Source organism: Mycobacterium sp. NGS11 (assembly GCF_059813315.1).
Genome location: NZ_JCALEJ010000018.1, coordinates 54806 through 74634, shown reverse-complemented (window position 1 = coordinate 74634; position 19829 = coordinate 54806). Strand labels below are relative to the sequence as shown.

Annotated in this window: 1 protein-coding gene (cut by a window edge); it reads left to right on the top strand. The window is 68.1% G+C overall.

Features of this window, described 5'->3' with window-relative positions; genetic code table 11:
- Nucleotides 1–639 precede the first annotated feature (639 nt).
- Nucleotides 640–19829, top strand: partial view of a non-ribosomal peptide synthase/polyketide synthase gene (locus AC5Y4T_RS18815; protein WP_499954796.1) — the 5' portion only. It continues 12004 nt past the right edge of the window; 19190 of the gene's 31194 nt are visible here — the first part of the coding sequence; it begins with the start codon at nucleotides 640–642; its stop codon lies beyond the right edge, outside the window.

Here is a 19829-nt window from a genome sequence, read left to right as displayed (position 1 = left end):
GGTTTGCGGCGTAGCTGAGCCGGAGGATTCAAGTTTGCGCCTCTTAATTGACTGTGGCGAAAAGTTTCCAGTGGCTCGGCGGGCGGCTGTGCGCGAGGAGGCGGCCCGGCCACCAACGACAGCAACTGTGGTCGTGTCGGAATTCCAGCGCGGCAGTCGATTACGCATACGTTAATTCAGTTGCACGCGTGCACAATTGCGATTTGCTGGCGCGGCTTGCGGCCTCGAGCGTGTAGGTTAGAGGTGACTCGCTTGCTCCACACCGGCGCTGCAGTTGCGGCCGTCGGTCGCATGCGGAATTTCCTGGTGGTGGCACCGGGTGCCGGGTAAACAAACTCGGCGGGTTGCACGAGAAGTCAAGCAGCGCAGGGGAGTTGATAAGACGGACAAGCTTTGTATGAAGCGCTGAGGCAGCACTTACTCGGCGCAAGGGGTATCTGCACGATGGGTCGGGCTATGAAGTTTTTCACGTCTTCTTTAACGCGGCAAACTTGTCCTGCACACGACCGCGCAGCGTTCGCCGACAGATTTTGTTTGGCGTCGCGGCGGTGTGGTAGTAGTACAGTAACCGATTACGCGAAAACTCAAGCAGCGCCGGATATTTGACACGTGCGCACCACCTAACCCTTGGAGTGTTTCATGGGCGATGCCGAGCGTGTCCTTCCGTTGACGCGGGGCCAGATGGCCATCTGGCTTGCGCAGCAAACCAGTCACTTCGACGCCGAGTGGCAGCTGGGCGTGCTGGTGCGGATCGAGGGCAGCTTGGACCGTGCTCTGTTAGAGCGCGCGATTCGGCGAGTGGTGGGCGAGGCCGAAACACTTCGGGCGACATTCTTTCAGACGGACGGCGAAGTCTTCCAAAAGGTTATCGACTATCCGGATGTCGAGCTGGACTATTACAACCTGACCGGTTCGCACGATCCCGTGCATGAAGCCCGCGAGAAGGCTTTATTAATCCAACAGACACCGCTGCCGCTCACCGGGCCGCTGTTCAAATTCGCGTTGTTCCAAACCGGAACCGACGAGTACTACTGGCTCGGATGCTTTCATCACATAGTCATCGATGGATTGGGCATTTCGCTATTGGGTCGCCGGATTGCGGCCGTGTATTCCGCACTGGCATCTGGCACAAACATTTCTCCTGCCTTCTTCGGAACGTTGCAGGAATTGGTTGGCGAAGAGCTGCGATACGAAGAGTCCGCCGACTATCTGGACGATCAAGCGTATTGGGCGCAGAACCTTCCCTCCGGCAGCGAGCCGGATTATCGATTGCCCCAAGCGACCTCCGAACGCAATTCCTATTTGCCTTCCGCCCCTGCGCAACTGGATTCGGCCGTCGCCGGGCAAATCAAGACGCTGTCAAAAGCGTTGGGCATCCGTCGATCGTCGGTCCTGACCGCGGCGTGTGCTCTACTGGTGCACGGGTTCGCCGCCAACGGTTCCGAAGAGGTGGTGCTCGACTTCCCCGTCAGCAGGCGCATCCGCCCTGAGTCAAAGCTGCTGCCTGGAATGGTGGCTGGGGTTGTACCGCTCGTCTTGAAGACGTCGCCGCGATCCTCGGTCGCCGACTTCTGCAAGCACGTCGATTCCCGGATCCGAGAAACGTTGCGCCATCAACGGTTTCCGGTGCAGGTTCTGGACGGTGAAGGCAACTCTCGTGATCCACGGCAAGCGGCGAATCGTGTGGTCGTCAATCACATCCTGGGCAGGATCAATCTCAGCTTCGCTGATACGCCTGGAACCGCGGAATACACCACTTTTGGGCCGGTGGGTAATTTCGGTTTTTTCTTCCTCGGATTCGGTGATCAGCATCTGCTCAGCTCCCTTGGCACCGGGCGCCCATTCGCGGATTTTGATGTTGCGGACTTAGCAAACCGGTTGCAACGGATCGTGGCCGCGATGGCGGAGTTGCCCACCCGGCGGCTCGTGTCGATAACCGCGTTAGCTGTCGCCGAGGAGCCCTGCCTGAATCGGTGGGGCAACGGTGCGCTGTTGGCCGAGCCGGCTCCCGCGGCGGTCTCGGTTGTGCAGTTGTTCGGGGCGCAGGTGCTGCGGGCCCCGGAGGCGGTGGCGCTGGTGTGCGGTGAGCGCTCCTGGAGCTATCGGGAGTTGGATGAGGCCGCCAATCGGGTGGCGCACGTGCTGGCCGGGAACGGGGTCGGGCCGGGCGCGTGTGTGGCGCTGTTATTGCCGCGGTCGGCCGAGGCGATCGTGGCGATTTTGGCGGTGCTCAAGACCGGAGCCGCTTATCTGCCCATCGATCCCGCGGTGCCGGCGGCGCGGCTGGAGTTCATGCTCGGCGACGCGCAGCCGGCCGCGGCGCTGACCACCGCCCGGCTGGCCGAACGGCTGCATGGGCAAGGCCTGCGGGCCATCGACGTGAACGACCCCTTTATTTTCGATCAGCCGTCGACGAGCCTGCCGGCGCCGGCGCCGGACGACGTGGCCCACATCATCTACACCTCGGGTACCACGGGGGCGCCCAAAGGGGTGGCCATCGCCCAGCACAACGTGGCTCAGCTGCTCGACTCCCTCACCGCGGGCCTGCCACCGAAACAGGTATGGACGCAATGTCATTCGTACGCTTTCGACTTCTCGGTATGGGAGATCTGGGGCGCGCTGCTGCACGGGGGACGGCTGGTGGTGGTGCCCGAAGACGTGACGGGCTCGCCGGAGGACTTTCATGCCTTGCTGGTCGGTGAACACGTCAGCGTGTTGACTCAGACGCCCTCGGCGGTGGGGGTGCTCGCACCCGAAGGCTTGGAGTCGACGGCGTTGCTGGTGGGCGGTGAGCCGTGCCCGGCCGAGGTGGCGGATCGATGGGCGCCGGGACGGGTGCTGGTCAACGCCTACGGTCCGACCGAGACCACGGTGTATGCGGCGATGACTGCGCCGCTCGCGGCGGGCTCGGGGACACCGCCGATCGGTGCGGCGGTGTCGGGAGCCGCACTGTTTGTGCTGGACGGCTGGCTGCGCCCGGTGCCGGCGGGCGTGGTCGGTGAGTTGTACGTGGCCGGTCGAGGCGTGGCGTACGGGTATGTGCGACGGGCGGGGCTGACCGGATCGCGGTTTGTGGCGTGTCCGTTCGGCAAGCCGGGGATGCGGATGTATCGCACCGGCGATCTGGTGTCTTGGGGTCCCGATGGACAGCTGCGGTATGTGGGGCGCGCCGATGAGCAGGTCAAGATTCGCGGATACCGCATCGAACTGGCCGAAGTTCAGGCGGCGCTGGCCGGGCTGGACGGAGTGCAGCAGGCCGCGGTGCTCGCGCGCGAGGACCGCACCGGCGACAAACGCCTGGTGGGTTACGTCACGGGCGCTGTCGACCCGACAGCGATCCGCGCCGCGCTGACCGAGCGGCTGCCCGGCCACATGGTCCCCGCGGCGGTTGTGGCATTGGATGTATTGCCCCTGACGCCCAACGGCAAGCTCGACGTCCGCGCCCTTCCGGCACCGCAGTATCAGGACGCCGACCATTACCGCGCGCCGGGCAACGCCGTCGAGGAGATACTGGCCGACATCTACGCCGAGGTACTGGGCCTCGAGCGCGTCGGCGTCGACGACTCGTTCTTCGAGCTGGGCGGCGACAGCATTCTGTCGATGCAGGTGGTGGCGCGAGCCCGTGCCGCGGGCCTACTGTGCCGCCCGCGCGACGTTTTCGTCGAGCAGACGGTGGCCCGGCTGGCCCTCGTGGCCGCGGTGACTGACCGCGAGTCCGGCCCGATCGATGAGGGCATCGGGCCGCTGGTAGCCACGCCGATCATGCGCTGGCTGCAGGACGTCGACGCCCCGGTAGAACAGTTCAACCAGACGGTCGTGGTGCTGGGGCCCGCCGGCGCGACCGAGGCGGATGTCGTCGTGCTGCTGCAAGCACTGCTGGATCGGCACCCCATGTTGCGCCTGCGGGTGGACGACGACGGCGCGGGGGGCTGGTCGTTGCAGGTGCCCGAAGCGGGTTCGGCGGATGCCGACGCGTGTCTGTCGTCGGTACCCGCGCTCTCCGATGAGGCGTTGAAAACGGCGCGCTCGCAATTGAATCCGGCGGCCGGTGTGATGCTCAGCGCGCTATGGGTCGGCTCCACCGGCCAGTTGGTGGTGATCATTCACCATCTGGCCGTCGACGGGGTGTCGTGGCGGATCTTGCTGGAGGACCTCAACATCGCTTGGGCTCAGCATCGCGCCGGCCAGCCCGTCGACCTGCCGGTGACGGGCACGTCCTTCGTCAGTTGGGCGGCGCTGCTGGCCCACAAAGCGCGAAGCCCCGAGATCGCCGCGCTGGCCGACGCGTGGCGGCGGCCGGCGGCGCTCCCGGCGGCGCTGCCCGCGGTGCAACCCGAACGGGATACCTACGCCACGGCCGGGCAACTCTCGCTGGACCTGGATGTCGAGACGACCCGGATGCTGCTCGGCGAGGTGCCCGCGGCGTTTCACGCCGGGGTGCACGAAATCCTGTTGATCGCGTTCGCGTTGGCGGCGGCGGAGTTTCTGGGTACCGGCGGCGCGCCGATCGGCATCGACGCCGAGGGCCATGGGCGTCACGAGGAGTTCGGCGCAAACGTGGACTTGTCGCGCACGGTGGGGTGGTTCACCACCAAATACCCCGTGTCGTTGGGGGTCGGCGGCTTGCGCTGGAGTCAGGTGCTCGCCGGCGAGGCGGCCTTGGGGGCGGTACTCAAGGATGCGAAGGAACAGCTGCGCGCCCTGCCGCACGGGCTGACCTACGGCCTGCTCCGCTACCTGAACCCCGACGTCGAGCTGGGCGGGTCGGATCCAGTGATCGGCTTCAACTACCTGGGCCGTTTTGGCGCCCCGGCGGGCGACCGCTCCGGTGACGGGTGGCGGTTCGGCCGGGAAGGCTGGTCGCTCACCGGTGCGGCCGGGGCGACTCCCATGCCGCTGGCGCACACCGTGGAACTCAACGCCGGCACCGTCGACGCCGACACCGGCCCGTATCTGCACGCCGATTGGACGTGGGCGCCCTCGGCCCTTGATCGCACGGCGGTTAACCGGTTGAGCCAGTTGTGGTTTGACGCACTGACCGGTATCTGCGCGCATGTGCGGGCCGGTGGGGGCGGGCTGACGCCGTCCGACATCGCACCCGCTCGCCTCAGCCAGCAGCAGATCGACGAGCTCTGCCGGCAAGAGCGGATCGCCGACGTGCTGCCGCTGACCCCCTTGCAACAGGGGCTGCTCTTTCACGCCAGCACGGCGCAAGGCAGCGACGACGAAATGTATGCGCTGCAGCTTGATTTCACCCTCAGCGGCGCCCTTGACGCCGACCGGCTGCGCGACGCGGTGCACGTGGTGGTCAACCGGCATCCCCACTTGGTGGCGCGGTTTCGCACGCAGTTCGACGAGCCGGTGCAAGTCATCCCGGCCGATCCCGCGGCGCAGTGGCGGTTTGTCGATCTTCGTGCCGCCGGCGGCGACGTCATGTCAGATCATGCCGACGCGGATGACTTGATCCACGACATATCCGCCGCCGAGCGCGACGCGGTCCGCGACCTCGCCGGCGGCCCCGTCTTCCGCGCCGCCCTGATTCGCACCGCAGAGCGCCGGCACCGGTTTGTGCTTACCTTTCACCACATCTTGGTGGATGGCTGGTCGCTGCCGATCTTGCTGCGGGAGATATTCGCCAGCTACTACGAGCAGCCGCTGCCCGCCACGGTGTCGTATCGCACCTTCCTCATCTGGCTGGCCGACCGCGACCTGGACGCCGCCCGCGCGGCCTGGCGTGATGCGTTGGAAGGCTTCGACATTCCCACGCTCGTCGGCCCTGCGGATCGGTTGGGACGGGGGCGGCGGGGCTTCGCATCGGCTAGCGTGCCCGAGCCGACCACGCAAGCGCTCACGGAGCTGGCGCGCTCCTGCCACGCCACCGTCAGCACGGTGCTGCAGGGCGCCTGGGCGCTGCTGCTCACCTCACTGACCGGTCAACACGACGTCGCGTTCGGCACCCCGCGCTCCCGGGCGGGCCAGTCCGAAGTGCCCGGCGCCGAGTCGATGGTCGGACTGTTGATCAACACGGTGCCGGTGCGGGTACGGATCACGGCGACGACCACCACCGCAGACCTGCTGGCCCAGCTGCAAAGCACCCACAACGATCTGCTCGAGCACCAGCACCTGGCGCTGATCGACATTCATCGCGTCACCGGTCATGAACAGCTTTTCGACACGCTCTTCGTGTACGAGAACTACCCGATCGACACCGTCGTGCCGTCGGACGCCGGTGGGGACGCGTTGGCCATCACCGAATTCACCAACCTCGAATACAACCACTACCCGTTGACCATGGAAGCGCTGCCGGGGCGCGAGATAGACCTGCGCGTCGAGTACGACACCGATGTCTTCGACGCGGCCCGGATCGAGGCGCTCATCGAGCGGATGCAGCGGGTGTTGGCAGCGATGACCGCAGATCCCACCCGGCCGCTGTCGACGGTGGATCTGCTCGATCGCGGTGAGCGGGAACTGGTGTTGTCCCGGTGGTCCGGTGCTCAGGTGGTGGCGCCGGTCGGGGTGGCCCCGGAGTTGCTGGCGGCGGCGGTGAGCGCCGACCCGGACGCGGTCGCGGCGCTGGACGGCGGCCGGGCCGTCTCGTATCGCGAGCTCGACCAATGGTCGACGCGACTGGCACGGGTGTTGATCGAGTCCGGCGTCGGTCCGGAGCGCGCGGTGGGCGTGGCCATGGGCCGCTGCCTGGAACTGGTCGTGGCCTGGTGGGCGGTGACCAAGGCCGGCGGTGTCTATGTGCCGGTGGATCGGGCCCATCCGGTCGAGCGGATCACCACGCTGTTGGACACGGTGTCCGCGGCATGCGTGTTGACCTGTGGCGGTGACACCGTACCCGGGTCAGGGGCGCGCCCGGTGCTGCGCGTCGACACCCTCGACCTGTCCGGGCGTAGCGCGGACCCGGTCACCGACGCTGATCGGCTGGCGGCGCTCGGGGCGGATGACACCGCCTTCGTGATCTTCACCTCTGGGTCCACCGGAGCCCCCAAGGGCGTGGCGGTCAGCCACGCCGGCCTGCTGGGTTGGGCTGCGGCGCAACGCAATCTATTCGGGTTGGACGCAGGCGCACGCGTGCTGATGGTGGCCACGCCGACCTTCGACGCGTCGGTGGGCGAGTTGCTGTTGGCCGCCGCGTCCAGGGCGACGCTGGTGGTAGCGCCGCCGCAGGTGTATGCCGGCGATGCCTTGACCAACCTGCTCCAGGAGCAGCGGGTCAACGCGGCGATCCTGACTCCGACGGTGTTGTGGTCGCTGGATCGCGACCGCCTGGGCGAGCTGGGCACGCTGGTCGCTGTCGGTGAGGCCTGCCCGCCGGAGGTGGTGTCCGCGTGGGCGCCGGGCCGGCAAATGTTCAACGGCTACGGTCCGAGCGAGACCACCATCTGGGTGACCTGCGCCCCTCTGTCGGCGGGGCAGCCGGTCACCATCGGGGCGCCGATCCCGGGGGTGCGTGCGCTGGTACTCAACGGCTTCCTGAATCCGACGCCCGTCGGTGTGCTGGGGGAGCTTTACCTGAGCGGCCCCGCGCTGGCGCACGGCTATGTGGGCCGGGTCGAGTTGACCGCGGAACGATTTGTGGCCAACCCCCACGGCGAACCCGGGTCGCGCCTGTACCGCACGGGTGACCTGGTGCGGTGGACGTCGGCCGGGACCCTGGAGTACGTCGGCCGCGCCGACGCCCAGATCAAATTGCGCGGGCAGCGCATCGAATTGGGTGAAATCGAGAACACCTTGCTGGCGTGCCCACAGGTGGCGCAGGCCGCCGCCACCGTGCACCACGGCGACACCGGCGACCACCTCGTCGCCTACATCACCCTCAAACACACCACCGCGTCGGACGGCGACGTCGAAATCGTCGAAGAGTGGCACCAGCTCTACGACGAGCTCTACGGCGGCGAGGCGGAGGTGCCGGACTTCGGCATGGACTTCCGGGGTTGGAACAGCAGCCTCACCGGTGACCCCATTCCGCTCGAAGAGATGGTCGAGTGGCGCTCGGCCACCGTGGACCGGATCAAGGCCCTGCGACCACAGCGGGTGTTGGAGATCGGCGTGGGTTCCGGGCTGTTGTTGTCACAGATCGCCCCGCACTGCGAAGAGTATGCCGCCACCGACATGTCGGCGGTTGTCATCGAGAATCTGGGCCGTTCGCTCGAGTCGTCGCAGATCTCGTGGCGCGATCGGGTGCGACTGCTGGCGCAGCCGGCACACGTCACCGAGACGCTGCCGCAGGGCCGCTTCGACACCGTCGTCGTCAACTCGGTCGTCCAGTACTTTCCCAACGCGGGGTATCTGACCGAGGTCATCGACAACGCCATCGAACTACTGGCCCCCGGCGGCGCGCTGTTCCTCGGCGATGTCCGCAACCACAGCCTGCAGGGCGCGTTCCAAACCGCCGTCGCGCTGGCCCGCGCCGACGCCGGCGACGCCGCCGAGGTCCGCCGGCGCGTCAAGCATGCCGTGCTCGGCGAACCCGAATTGCTCTTGGCGCCAGAGTATTTCACCACCTTGGCCGCCGACCACCCGTCGGTGGGTGGCCTCGAGATCCACGTCAAACGCGGCCTGGCCGACAACGAACTCAACCGGTACCGCTACGACGTCGTCATCCACAAAACCCCCGCATCGGTGCGCTCACTGGCCGTTGCGCCCAGCTGGCCGTGGACGGAATGCGGCGGCCTGGACGGGCTGCGGACGCGATTGCTCGCCGAGCGCCCCGCCGCGGTGCGCATTGCCGAGATTCCCCGCACCGGAGTGATCAGCGACGTCCGCATCGAGCGCGGCCTGGCGGCCGGGTTGCCGTTGGCCGACGCTCTCGCCCAGGGCATGCCCGATGCGGCCACCGCCGAACAGCTGCATCGTGTAGGCGAAGACACCGGATACCACGCGGCCGTCACGTGGGGGGCCCAACCCGGAACGCTGGATGCCGTTTTCGTCGTTCCCGTCGACGGTGAGCGCACCCCGGCGTTGACGGACCTCTATCTGCCTCGGGCGGCCCAGCGCGGCACCCACAACGAACCCCATACCAACACCAAGATCAGCGCGATCCGTCAGAGATTGAGCGCCTGGCTGCCCGAATACATGGTGCCGACGCACATCGTCGTGCTCGACGAGTTCCCGTTGACCTCCTCGGGAAAGCTCGACCGCAGGGCGCTTCCGGCACCCGAGTATCAGGATGCCGATCTTTACGACGCCCCGACCGGGATGGTCGAAGAGATTCTGGCCGGCATCTACGCCCAGGTCCTCGGGCTCGAGCGGGTGGGGGTCGCAGAGTCGTTCTTCGACCTGGGCGGCGATTCGCTGTCGGCCATGCGTTTGATCGCCGCGATCAACACCGGCCTGGGTGCCGATCTTTCGGTGCGCACCCTGTTCGAGGCGCCCACCGTCGGTCAATTGGCGCCTTACATCGGTGGGGATGCGCGTCGCTTGGAACCATTGGTGGCCGGGGAGCGGCCCGCGGTGGTCCCGTTGTCGTACGCGCAGAACCGGTTGTGGTTCATCGACCAGTTCCAGGGGCCCTCGCCCGTCTACAACATGACGATGGCATTGCGGCTGACCGGCTGGCTGGATGCCGACGCGCTGGGTGCCGCGCTGGCCGATGTGGTGGCCCGTCATGAAAGCCTGCGCACGGTGTTCGCGGCGACCGAGGGCACACCTCGGCAGATCGTGCTTGCCGCCGGGCAAGCGGACTTCGGGTGGGAGGTCGTCGACGCCGCGGGGTGGCCGGAAGGCCGACTGAGCGAGGCGATGCAAGCCGTCGCTCGGCACCCGTTCGACCTGGCGAACGAGATTCCGTTGCAGGCACGGTTGTTCCGAATCAGCGCTGAAGAACACGTGCTGGCGGCCGCCGTGCATCACATCGCCGCCGACGGCTGGTCGATCACCCCGCTGGTGCGGGATCTGGGGATGGCGTACGCCAGCCGATGTGCGGGACAGACCCCGGGCTGGCAGCCGTTGGCGGTGCAGTACGCCGACTACACGTTGTGGCAGCGTCACCAGCTCGGCGATGTCGACGACAGCGCAAGCCCCATCGCCGCGCAGTTGGCCTATTGGCAGGATGCGCTGGCGGGGATGCCGGAGCGCCTGGAGCTGCCCACCGACCGGCCATATCCGATGGTTGCCGATCAGCGCGGCGCCCGGCTGAGCGTGGACTGGCCTGCCGAATTGCAGCGGCAGGTTCATCGGATGGCCCGCGAACACAGCGCCACCAGCTTCATGGTGGTCCAGGCCGCTTTCGCCGCGCTGTTGTCCAAGATCAGCGGCAGCACCGATGTGGCGGTGGGCTTCCCGATTGCCGGGCGCCGCGACCCCGCGCTCGATGAGCTGGTCGGTTTCTTCGTCAACACCTTGGTGCTGCGCGTCGATCTAACGGGGAACCCCACGGTCGCCGAGCTACTCGCGCAGGTACGCCGGCGCAGCCTGGCCGCCTACGAGCACCAGGACGTGCCGTTCGAGCTGCTGGTCGAGCGGCTCAACCCGACCCGCAGCCTGACCAATCACCCGTTGGTACAGGTGTTGTTGGGCTGGCAGAACTTCGACTGGCAGGACACTAATGCCGCCGGGCTGACCTTGGGCGATCTGGAAGCCACGCCCCTGCCGGTGGACACCCAGACCGCCCGCATGGACCTCACCTTCTCGTTGGCCGAACGTTGGGATGACGACGGCGCGCCCGCCGGGATCGGCGGGGTGGTGGAATTCCGCACCGATGTGTTCGATGCGGCCAGCGTCGAGGCGCTCGTCGAACGATTCCGGATGGTGTTGACGGCGATGACAGCCGATCCGGGGCGGTCGTTGTCGTCGGTCGATGTGGTCACCGAGGCCGAGCACGCCCGCTTCGATCGCTGGGGCAACCGGGCGGTGTTGAGCCGGCCGGGGCGCAAAGCGTCGATTCCGGCCTTGTTCGCCGCGCAGGCGGGGCGCACGCCCGACGCGGTGGCGCTGGTGTGCGGTGAGCAGTCGTGGACCTACCGGAAGCTGGACGAGGCCGGTAACCGGTTGGCGCACTTGCTGATTGACCGCGGTGTGGGCCCCGGACAGTCGGTGGTCCTGCTCTTTCCCCGCTCGGCCGAGGCGATCGTCGCGATTTTGGCGGTGCTCAAAACCGGGGCCGCGTATCTTCCGATCGACCCGGCGCTACCGAGCGCGCGCATCGAGTTCATGGTTGGCGACGCCGCCCCGGTCGCCGCGATCACCACCGCTGGTTTGGCCGAGCGCCTCGGCGGGTTCGGCCTGACGGTCATCGATGTCGATGACCCCACTGTCGGCGCTCAGCCCTTGACCGCGCCGCCGGCACCTCACCCCGATGAGACCGCCCACATCATCTACACCTCCGGCACCACCGGGATGCCCAAGGGGGTGGCGGTCGCTCAGCACAACGTCGCCCAGCTATTCGACGGTCTGGACCTCGGCGTGGATCTCGGGGCGCCGGGGCAGGTGTGGACACAGTTCCACTCCTATGCGTTCGACTTCTCGGTCTGGGAGATCTGGGGTGCGCTCCTCAACGGTGGACGCCTGGTGGTGGTGCCCGACGCGGTGGCGCGCTCCGCCGAAGAGTTCCACGCACTATTGGTCGGCGAGCAGGTCAGCGTCCTTACCCAAACGCCCTCGGCCGTCGCGATGCTGCCACCTGAGGGTTTGCCGTCGACGTCGTTGGTGATCGGTGCCGAGCCGTGCCCGCCCGAGCTGGTGGATCGGTGGGCACCGGGCCGGGTCATGGTCAACGTCTACGGTCCGACCGAGACGACGATGTGGTTGTCCAAGAGCACACCCTTGCGGGCGGGGTCGGGGGCCCCTCCGATCGGCTCGCCGGTGGCGGGTGCGGCGTTTTTCGTGCTGGACGCGTGGTTGCGTCCGGTGGCCGGCGGGGTGGTCGGCGAGCTGTACCTGGCGGGCCGCGGCGTCGGATTCGGGTACTGGCGCCGGGCCGGCCTGACCGCGACGCGCTTTGTGGCATGCCCGTTCGGCGGCGTGGGAACACGCATGTACCGCACCGGTGATCTGGTGTGCTGGGGCGCCGATGGGCAGCTGCGGTACTTCGGGCGCGTCGACGAGCAGGTCAAGATCCGCGGGTATCGCATCGAACTCGGGGAAGTGCGTTCGGCTCTCGCCGCGCTGGACGGGGTGGAACAGGCGGCGGTGATCGCCCGCGAGGATCGCCCCGGCGACAAGCGCCTGGTGGGTTACGTCACGGGCAGCGCCGACCCGGCCGCGGCCCGCAGCGTCCTGGGCGAGCGGCTGCCGGCCTACATGGTGCCGGCGGCGGTGGTGAAGCTCGAGGCGCTGCCGATCACCCCCAATGGCAAACTCGACACCCGCGCCCTGCCGGCACCCGACTACGCCGCGGGCGGATATCGCGCCCCCGGTGACGCGGTCGAGGAGATTCTGGCCGGCATCTACGCGCAAGTCCTCGGATTCGAGCGCGTCGGGGTCGACGACTCGTTCTTCGACCTGGGCGGTGATTCGTTGTCCGCGATGCGGGTCATCGCCGCCGTCAACGCCAGCCTGGACGCCGGCCTTCCGGTGCGTACCTTGTTCGAGGCGCCCACGATCGCCCAGCTGGCACCGCGCATCGTCGGCGATGCCGGCAGGGTCGCGCCATTGGTCGCGGGCGCGCGGCCTGCGCTGGTCCCGCTGTCGTTCAGCCAGAGTCGCTTGTGGTTCCTCGACCAGTTCCAAGGCCCCTCACCGATGTACAACATCGCGGCGGCGCTGCGGCTGGACGGCGAGCTCGATGCCGCCGCGCTGGGGCTGGCGCTGGCCGACGTGGTGGCCCGCCACGAAAGCCTGCGCACGCTGTTCCCGGCGGTCGAGGGCGTGCCGCAACAGGTCGTCGTCCCCATCGAGCGGGCGGACTTCGGCTGGCAGGTCGTTGACGCCGGCGGATGGCCGGACGGCCAGCTGGCCGAGTCCATCGCGGCCGTGACGGGCCACCGGTTCGATCTCGGCGCCCAAATCCCCATGCGCGCATGCCTTTTCAGGGTCGCCGATGACGAACATGTGCTGGTCGCCGTCGTGCACCACATCGCCGCCGACGGCTGGTCGCTGACGCCGCTGGTGCGTGATCTGGGGGTGGCGTATGCCAGCCGGTGTGCGGGGCAGGCCCCCGGGTGGGCGCCGTTGGCGGTGCAGTATGCCGACTACACGCTGTGGCAACGCGAGCGGCTTGGGTCGCTCGACGACGGCAACAGCCGCATCGCCGCGCAGCTGGCTTACTGGCAGGATGCGCTGGCCGGCATGCCCGAGCGCCTGGAGCTGCCCACCGATCGGCCCTACCCGCCGGTGGCCGACCAGCGCGGCGCCAGTGTGGCGGTCCAGTGGCCGGCGGAGCTGCAGCGCCGGCTGGAAAGCGTGGCTCGCGAGCACAACGCGACCAGTTTCATGCTGGTACAAGCCGCCCTGGCGGTGCTGCTGTCCAAGATCAGCGCCAGCAGCGATGTGGCCGTGGGCTTCCCGATCGCGGGGCGGCCCGATCCCGCCCTGGATGAGCTGGTGGGCTTCTTCGTCAACACCTTGGTTCTTCGGGTCGATCTGGCCGGTGACCCCAGCTTCGCCGACCTGCTGTCACAGATCCGGCGGCGCAGCCTCACCGCGTACGAGCATCAAGACGTGCCCTTCGAGGTGCTGGTGGAGCGGCTCAACCCCACCCGAAGCATGACCCATCACCCACTGATTCAGGTGATGTTGGCCTGGCAGAACCTGCCCGGTGTCAGCGCTGACCCCGCCGCCGGGCTGACCTTGGACAAGCTGCGTGTCACACCCCTGCCGGTGAACAGCCAAACCGCCCGGATGGACCTGGAGTTCTCGCTGGCCGAACGCTGGACCGAGGGCGGTGAGCCCGCCGGAATCGGCGGAACCGTGGAGTTTCGGACCGATGTCTTCGATGCGGACAGCATCGTCGCGTTGGTCGGGCGGTTCGAGCGCGTGCTGATGGCGATGACCGACGACCCGACGCTGCGGCTGTCGTCGGTGGATCTGCTCGACGAGCGCGAGCGCGCGTGGCTTGATGAGCGCGCCAACCGTGCGGTGCTGGCCCAGCCGCCGGCCGGGGCGGCCTCGATCCCGGCCCTGTTCGAAGCGCAGGCGATGCGCGCGCCGGACGCGGTGGCGATCAGTTGCGGTGAGGCGACGTGGAGCTACCGCGCGCTCGATGTAGCCGCTAACCGGTTGGCGCAGTTGCTCGTTGGTCACGGTGTTGGCCCCGGCGGGTATGTGGCCCTGCTGGTGGAGCGTTCGGCCGAGGCGGTCGTGGCGATGTTGGCGATCCTCAAGGCGGGAGCTGCTTACCTGCCGATCGACCCGGCGTTGCCGGCCACGCGGATCGGATTCATGCTCGACGATGCCCAGCCGGTGGCAGCCATCACCACGGCAGAGCTGCGGTCACTGCTGGACGGCCATGGCCTGCCGGTCATCGACCTGCACGACGCCGCCGCCGACGAACAACCCAGCACCGCCCTGCCCGTGCCGGGGCCCGGGGACATCGCGTATCTGATCTACACCTCGGGCACCACCGGGGTGCCCAAGGGAGTCGCGGTCACCCACCGCGGGGTGACCGAGCTGTTGGGGTCGTTGGACGCGGGCCTGCCGCCGGCGGGGGTGTGGGCGCACAGTCACTCGCTGGCATTCGACGTTTCCGTGTGGGAGATCTTCGGCGCGCTGTTGCGCGGTGGGCGACTGGTGGTGCTGCCCGAGTCGGTGGCACGCGCACCGGAAGCGTTGCACGAGGTCCTGGTGCGCGAGCGGGTCAGCGTGTTGACCGAGACGCCATCGGCGGTGTCCGTGTTGTCGCCTTCGGGCTTGGAGTCGGTGGCCTTGGTGATGGCCGGTGAGGCCTGCCCGCCCGAGGTGGTCCAGCGGTGGGCGCCGGGGCGGGTGATGGTGAACGCCTACGGACCGACCGAGACCACCATGTGTGTGGCGATCAGTGCGCCGCTGACGCCCGGGACCGGCGCGGTGCCGATCGGTTCGCCAGTGCCGGGCGCGGCGCTGTTCGTGTTGGACGGCTGGTTGCGTCCGGTGCCACCCGGGGTGGTTGGGGAGCTGTATGCGGCCGGAGCCGGGGTGGGCGTCGGCTACCTGGGTCGCTCGGGTTTGACCGCCGCGCGGTTTGTGGCGTGTCCGTTCGGCGGCCGGGGAACACGCATGTACCGCACCGGCGATCTGGTGTGCTGGGGTGCCGACGGGCAGTTGCGGTATATCGGCCGTGCCGACGAACAGGTCAAGATCCGCGGGTATCGCATCGAGGTCGGTGAGGTCCGAGCGGCGCTGGCCGCACTCGACGAGGTGCAGCAGGCCGTCGTCGTCGCCCGCGAGGACCGCCCGGGCAACAAACGACTGGTGGGTTACGTCACCGGCACTGCCGAGCCGGCCCGGGCCCGCGCCGCACTGGCCGAGCGGCTGCCCGCCTACATGGTGCCCGCGGTGGTCATCGCCCTGGAGGCGCTGCCCCTGACACCCAACGGCAAGCTCGACGTCCGCGCCCTGCCGGCTCCGGAGTACAGCGTCGGTCAGTATCGCGCCCCGGAAAGCCCCGCCCAGGAGATCCTCGCCGGCATCTACGCCCAAGTCCTCGAACTCGAGCACGTCAGCATCGACGACTCCTTCTTCGACCTGGGCGGGGATTCGCTGTCCGCGATGCGAGTCGTCGCCGCGATCAACGCAACCCTGGACGCCGGGCTCGGGGTCCGCACCTTGTTTGAAGCGCCGACCGTGGCCCAGTTATCGGCCCGTATCGGCACTGACGGGGGCGGGCTGGAGCCGCTGGTCGCGGTTGAACGGCCCGCGCTGTTGCCCTTGTCGTTTGCCCAAAACCGGATGTGGTTCCTTGATCAGCTGCAGGGCCCGTCACCGATCTACAACATGGCAGCGGCGTTACGGCTGAGCGGGCGGTTAGACCCCGGGGTATTGGGTGCGGCGCTGGTCGATGTCGTCGGTCGCCACGAGAGCCTGCGCACGCTGTTCCCGGCGCCGGAGGGAATTCCACACCAACTGGTGATCGCGCCCGAACGGGCGGAAATCGGATGGCACGTCGTCGACGCGAGCGCCTGGCCGGCCGGCCGGCTGGAAGAGGCCATCAGCGAGACAGCGCTACAGCCGTTCGACTTGGCCAGCGACATTCCCTTCCGGGCGCGGTTGTTCCGGGTCGCCCCGGATGAGCACCTGATGGTGATCGTGGTGCATCACATCGCCGCCGACGGCTGGTCGATGACCCCCCTGACGCGCGACCTGGGTCTGGCCTACGCCAGCCGGTGTGCCGGACAGCCTCCGGGCTGGGCGCCGCTGCCCGCCCAGTACGTCGACTACACGCTGTGGCAGCGAGCCCAGTTCGGCGACCTCGAGGACACCGACAGCCGTATCGCGGCGCAACTGGCCTATTGGGAGGATGCGCTGGCCGGGATGCCCGAGCGCCTCCAGCTGCCTACCGACCGGCCGTATCCGCTGGTCGCTGATCAGCGCGGTGCCAACGTGATCGTGGAGTGGCCAGTCGAGCTGCAGCAACGGGTGCGCCGACTGGCCGGGGAGCACAACACGACCAGCTTCATGGTCGTTCAGGCCGCGCTTGCGGTGTTGCTCTCCAAAATCAGCGGGAGCCCCGACGTGGCGGTCGGGTTCGCGGCCGCCGGTCGTACCGATCCCGCCCTGGACGACTTGGTCGGCTTTTTCATCAACACCTTGATCCTGCGAGTGCAGCTCGGCGGGGATCCCATCGCCGCCGAGGTACTGGCGCAGGTTCGCGCACGCAGCTTGGAGGCGTTCGAGAATCAGCACGTGCCTTTTGAGGCGCTGGTCGAGCGGCTCAACCCGAACCGGAACCTGAGCCATCATCCGCTGGTCCAGGTGGCGTTGGCCTGGCAGAACCTGCCCGGCTACGAAACTGCCGCCGACGGATTGGCCTTGGGCGATCTGCAGGTGACGCCGTTGCCGGTGGAAACCCACGCCGCCCGAATGGACCTGACCTTCTCGTTGGCCGAGCGCTTCGGCAAGGACGGGACGCCCGCCGGGATCGGCGGTGCGGTGGAATTTCGCACCGACGTCTTCGACGCTGACACCATCGAGTCGCTGGTGCGCCGGCTGGAGCGGGTGCTTGCGGCGATCACCGACGATCCCACGCGGCCGATGTCATCGATCGACCTGCTCGATGACTCGGAACGCGGCTGGCTTGACGAGATGGGTAACGGGGTTGCGCTGACCCGGCCGGCGACCGCGCCGGTGTCGATGCCCGCGTTGATTGCCGCGCAGGTGGCCCGGACTCCGGATGCCGTCGCGCTGGTATCCGGCAGCCTGTCGCTGACCTACCGGGAACTCGACGAGGCGGCCAATCGGTTGGCGCACGTGCTGGTGGGTCACGGCGCGCGCCCGGGTGAATGCGTGACGCTGCTGTTTTCCCGTTCCGCCGAGGCGATCGTGGCGATGGTGGCCGTGCTCAAGACGGGAGCGGCGTATCTGCCCATCGACCCGGCGGCGCCGGCGGCGCGGATCGAGTTCACGCTCGCCGACGCCCGCCCGATCGCCGCGGTCACCACCGCTGATCGGGTCGGGCGGCTAGCAGGCCATGGGTTAGCGGTCATCGACATCGACGACCCCGCTGTGGCTTCCCACCCGAGCACCGGGCTGCCGATGCCGGACCCGGAGGATATCGCTTACCTCATCTATACCTCTGGCACCACCGGTGTGCCCAAGGGGGTCGCGGTCAGCCAGGCCAGCATGGCCCAGATGATGTCGTCGCTGGCCGTCTACACCCCGGCCGAGCAGGCATTCGCGCAATGTCACTCCTATGCCTTCGACTTCTCGCTGTGGGAGATCTGGGTTCCGTTGCTGGGCGGCGGACGAGTAGTGATCGTGCCCGAGTCGGTGGCCGCCTCGCCGGAAGATCTGCACGCCTTGCTGATCGCCGAGCAGGTCCGCGTGCTCGCCCAGACCCCGTCGGCGGTGGCCATGCTGTCACCCGATGGTTTGGAGTCGACGGCGTTGCTGGTGGCCGGTGAGGCTTGCCCGGCCGAGGTGGTGGATCGGTGGGCGGCGGCCGGGCGGGTGATGCTCAACGGCTACGGCCCCACCGAAACGACGATGTGCGCCTCGGTCAGCCCGCCGTTGGTCGCGGGGTCGGGTGCGCCGTCGATCGGGTCGCCGGTGCCGGGGGCGGCGTTGTTCGTCCTCGATGGGTGGTTGCGTCGGGTGCCCGCCGGTGTGGTGGGTGAGTTGTATGTCGCCGGCGATGGGATCGCGGTGGGTTATCTGCGCCGGCCCGGGTTGTCCGCGTCGCGGTTTGTGGCGTGTCCGTTCGGTGGCGTTGGCGTGCGGATGTATCGGACCGGGGATTTGGTGCGGTGGCGCGCCGACGGGCAGTTGGATTATCTGGGTCGTGCCGATGAGCAGGTCAAGATCCGCGGGTATCGCATCGAATTGGGCGAGATCCAGACGGCGTTGATGGGTGTGGACGGTGTGGACCAGGCGGCGGTGATCGCACGCGAGGACCGCCCCGGCGACAAGCGCCTGGTCGGCTATGTCACCGGCGCCACGGACCCCACCCGGATACGAACCGTGCTGGCCCAGCGGCTGCCGGCCTTCATGGTGCCGGCCGCGGTGGTGGTGGTCGACGCGCTGCCGCGGACGGCCAACGGCAAGCTTGACGCTCGGGCGTTGCCGGCGCCGGACTATGCCGATCAGGAGCGTTATCGGGCGCCGGGTGATGCGGTCGAGGAGATCCTGGCCGGCATTTATGCGGAGGTGCTGGGGCTGGAGCGGGTCGGGGTTGATGATTCGTTCTTCGAGCTCGGTGGCGACAGCATTTCGTCGATGCAGGTGGTGGCGCGGGCGCGGGCGGCGGGGCTGGTGTGCAAGCCGCGTGACATTTTCGTCGAGCAGACGGTGGCCCGGTTGGCGCGCGTCGCTGGGGTGGCCCAGGCCGAGGGTTTGGTTGATGAGGGCGTCGGTGCGGTGGTGGCTACGCCGATCATGCGTTGGCTGGCCGAGGTCGCTGGTCCGGTTGATCAGTTCAATCAGACGGTGGTGGTGCAGGCTCCGGCAGGGGCGACCGAGGCGGACGTGGTGGTGGTGGTGCAGGCGCTGCTGGATCGGCACGCCGTGCTGCGGTTGCGCGTCGAAGACGATGGTGCCCGGGCCTGGTCGATGCGGGTGCCCGAGGCCGGTTCGGTGGACGCCGCTTCGTGCCTGCAACGGGTGGAGGTGCTCTCCGAGGAGGTGCTCGTCGCGGCCCGGGCGCGGCTGAACCCCGCCGCCGGTGTCATGTTGAGCGCGCTGTGGGTGGGCTCCAGCAGCCAGCTGGTGTTGATCGTTCACCACCTGGCCGTCGACGGGGTTTCGTGGCGGATTTTGCTCGAGGACCTCAACATCGCCTGGGCGCAGCATCGCGGCGGACAACCGATAGACCTGCCGGTGACCGGCACGTCGTTCGCCCGCTGGGCGGCGCTGCTGGCCGAACAAGCCCACAGCCCAGCAGTGGTGGACCAGGCCGATGCCTGGCGACGTGTGGCGGCGGCCCCGGCCGTGTTGCCGGCCGTTCAGCCGGCGGTGGATACCTTTGCCACGGCGGGGCACCTGTCCATGTCGTTGGATGCCCAGACCACCCGAATGCTGCTCGGCGAAGTGCCGTCGGCGTTTCACGCGGGGGCGCAGGACGTTTTGTTGATCGCCTTCGCGTTGGCGGTGGCAGAGTTCGCGGGTACCGGTGCGGCGCCGATCGGTATCGATGTCGAGGGCCACGGGCGCAATGAGGACCTGGCGCCGGACGTGGACTTGTCGCGCACGGTGGGCTGGTTCACCGCCAAATATCCGGTGTCGTTGACCGTCGGTGAGCTGCGCTGGGCTCA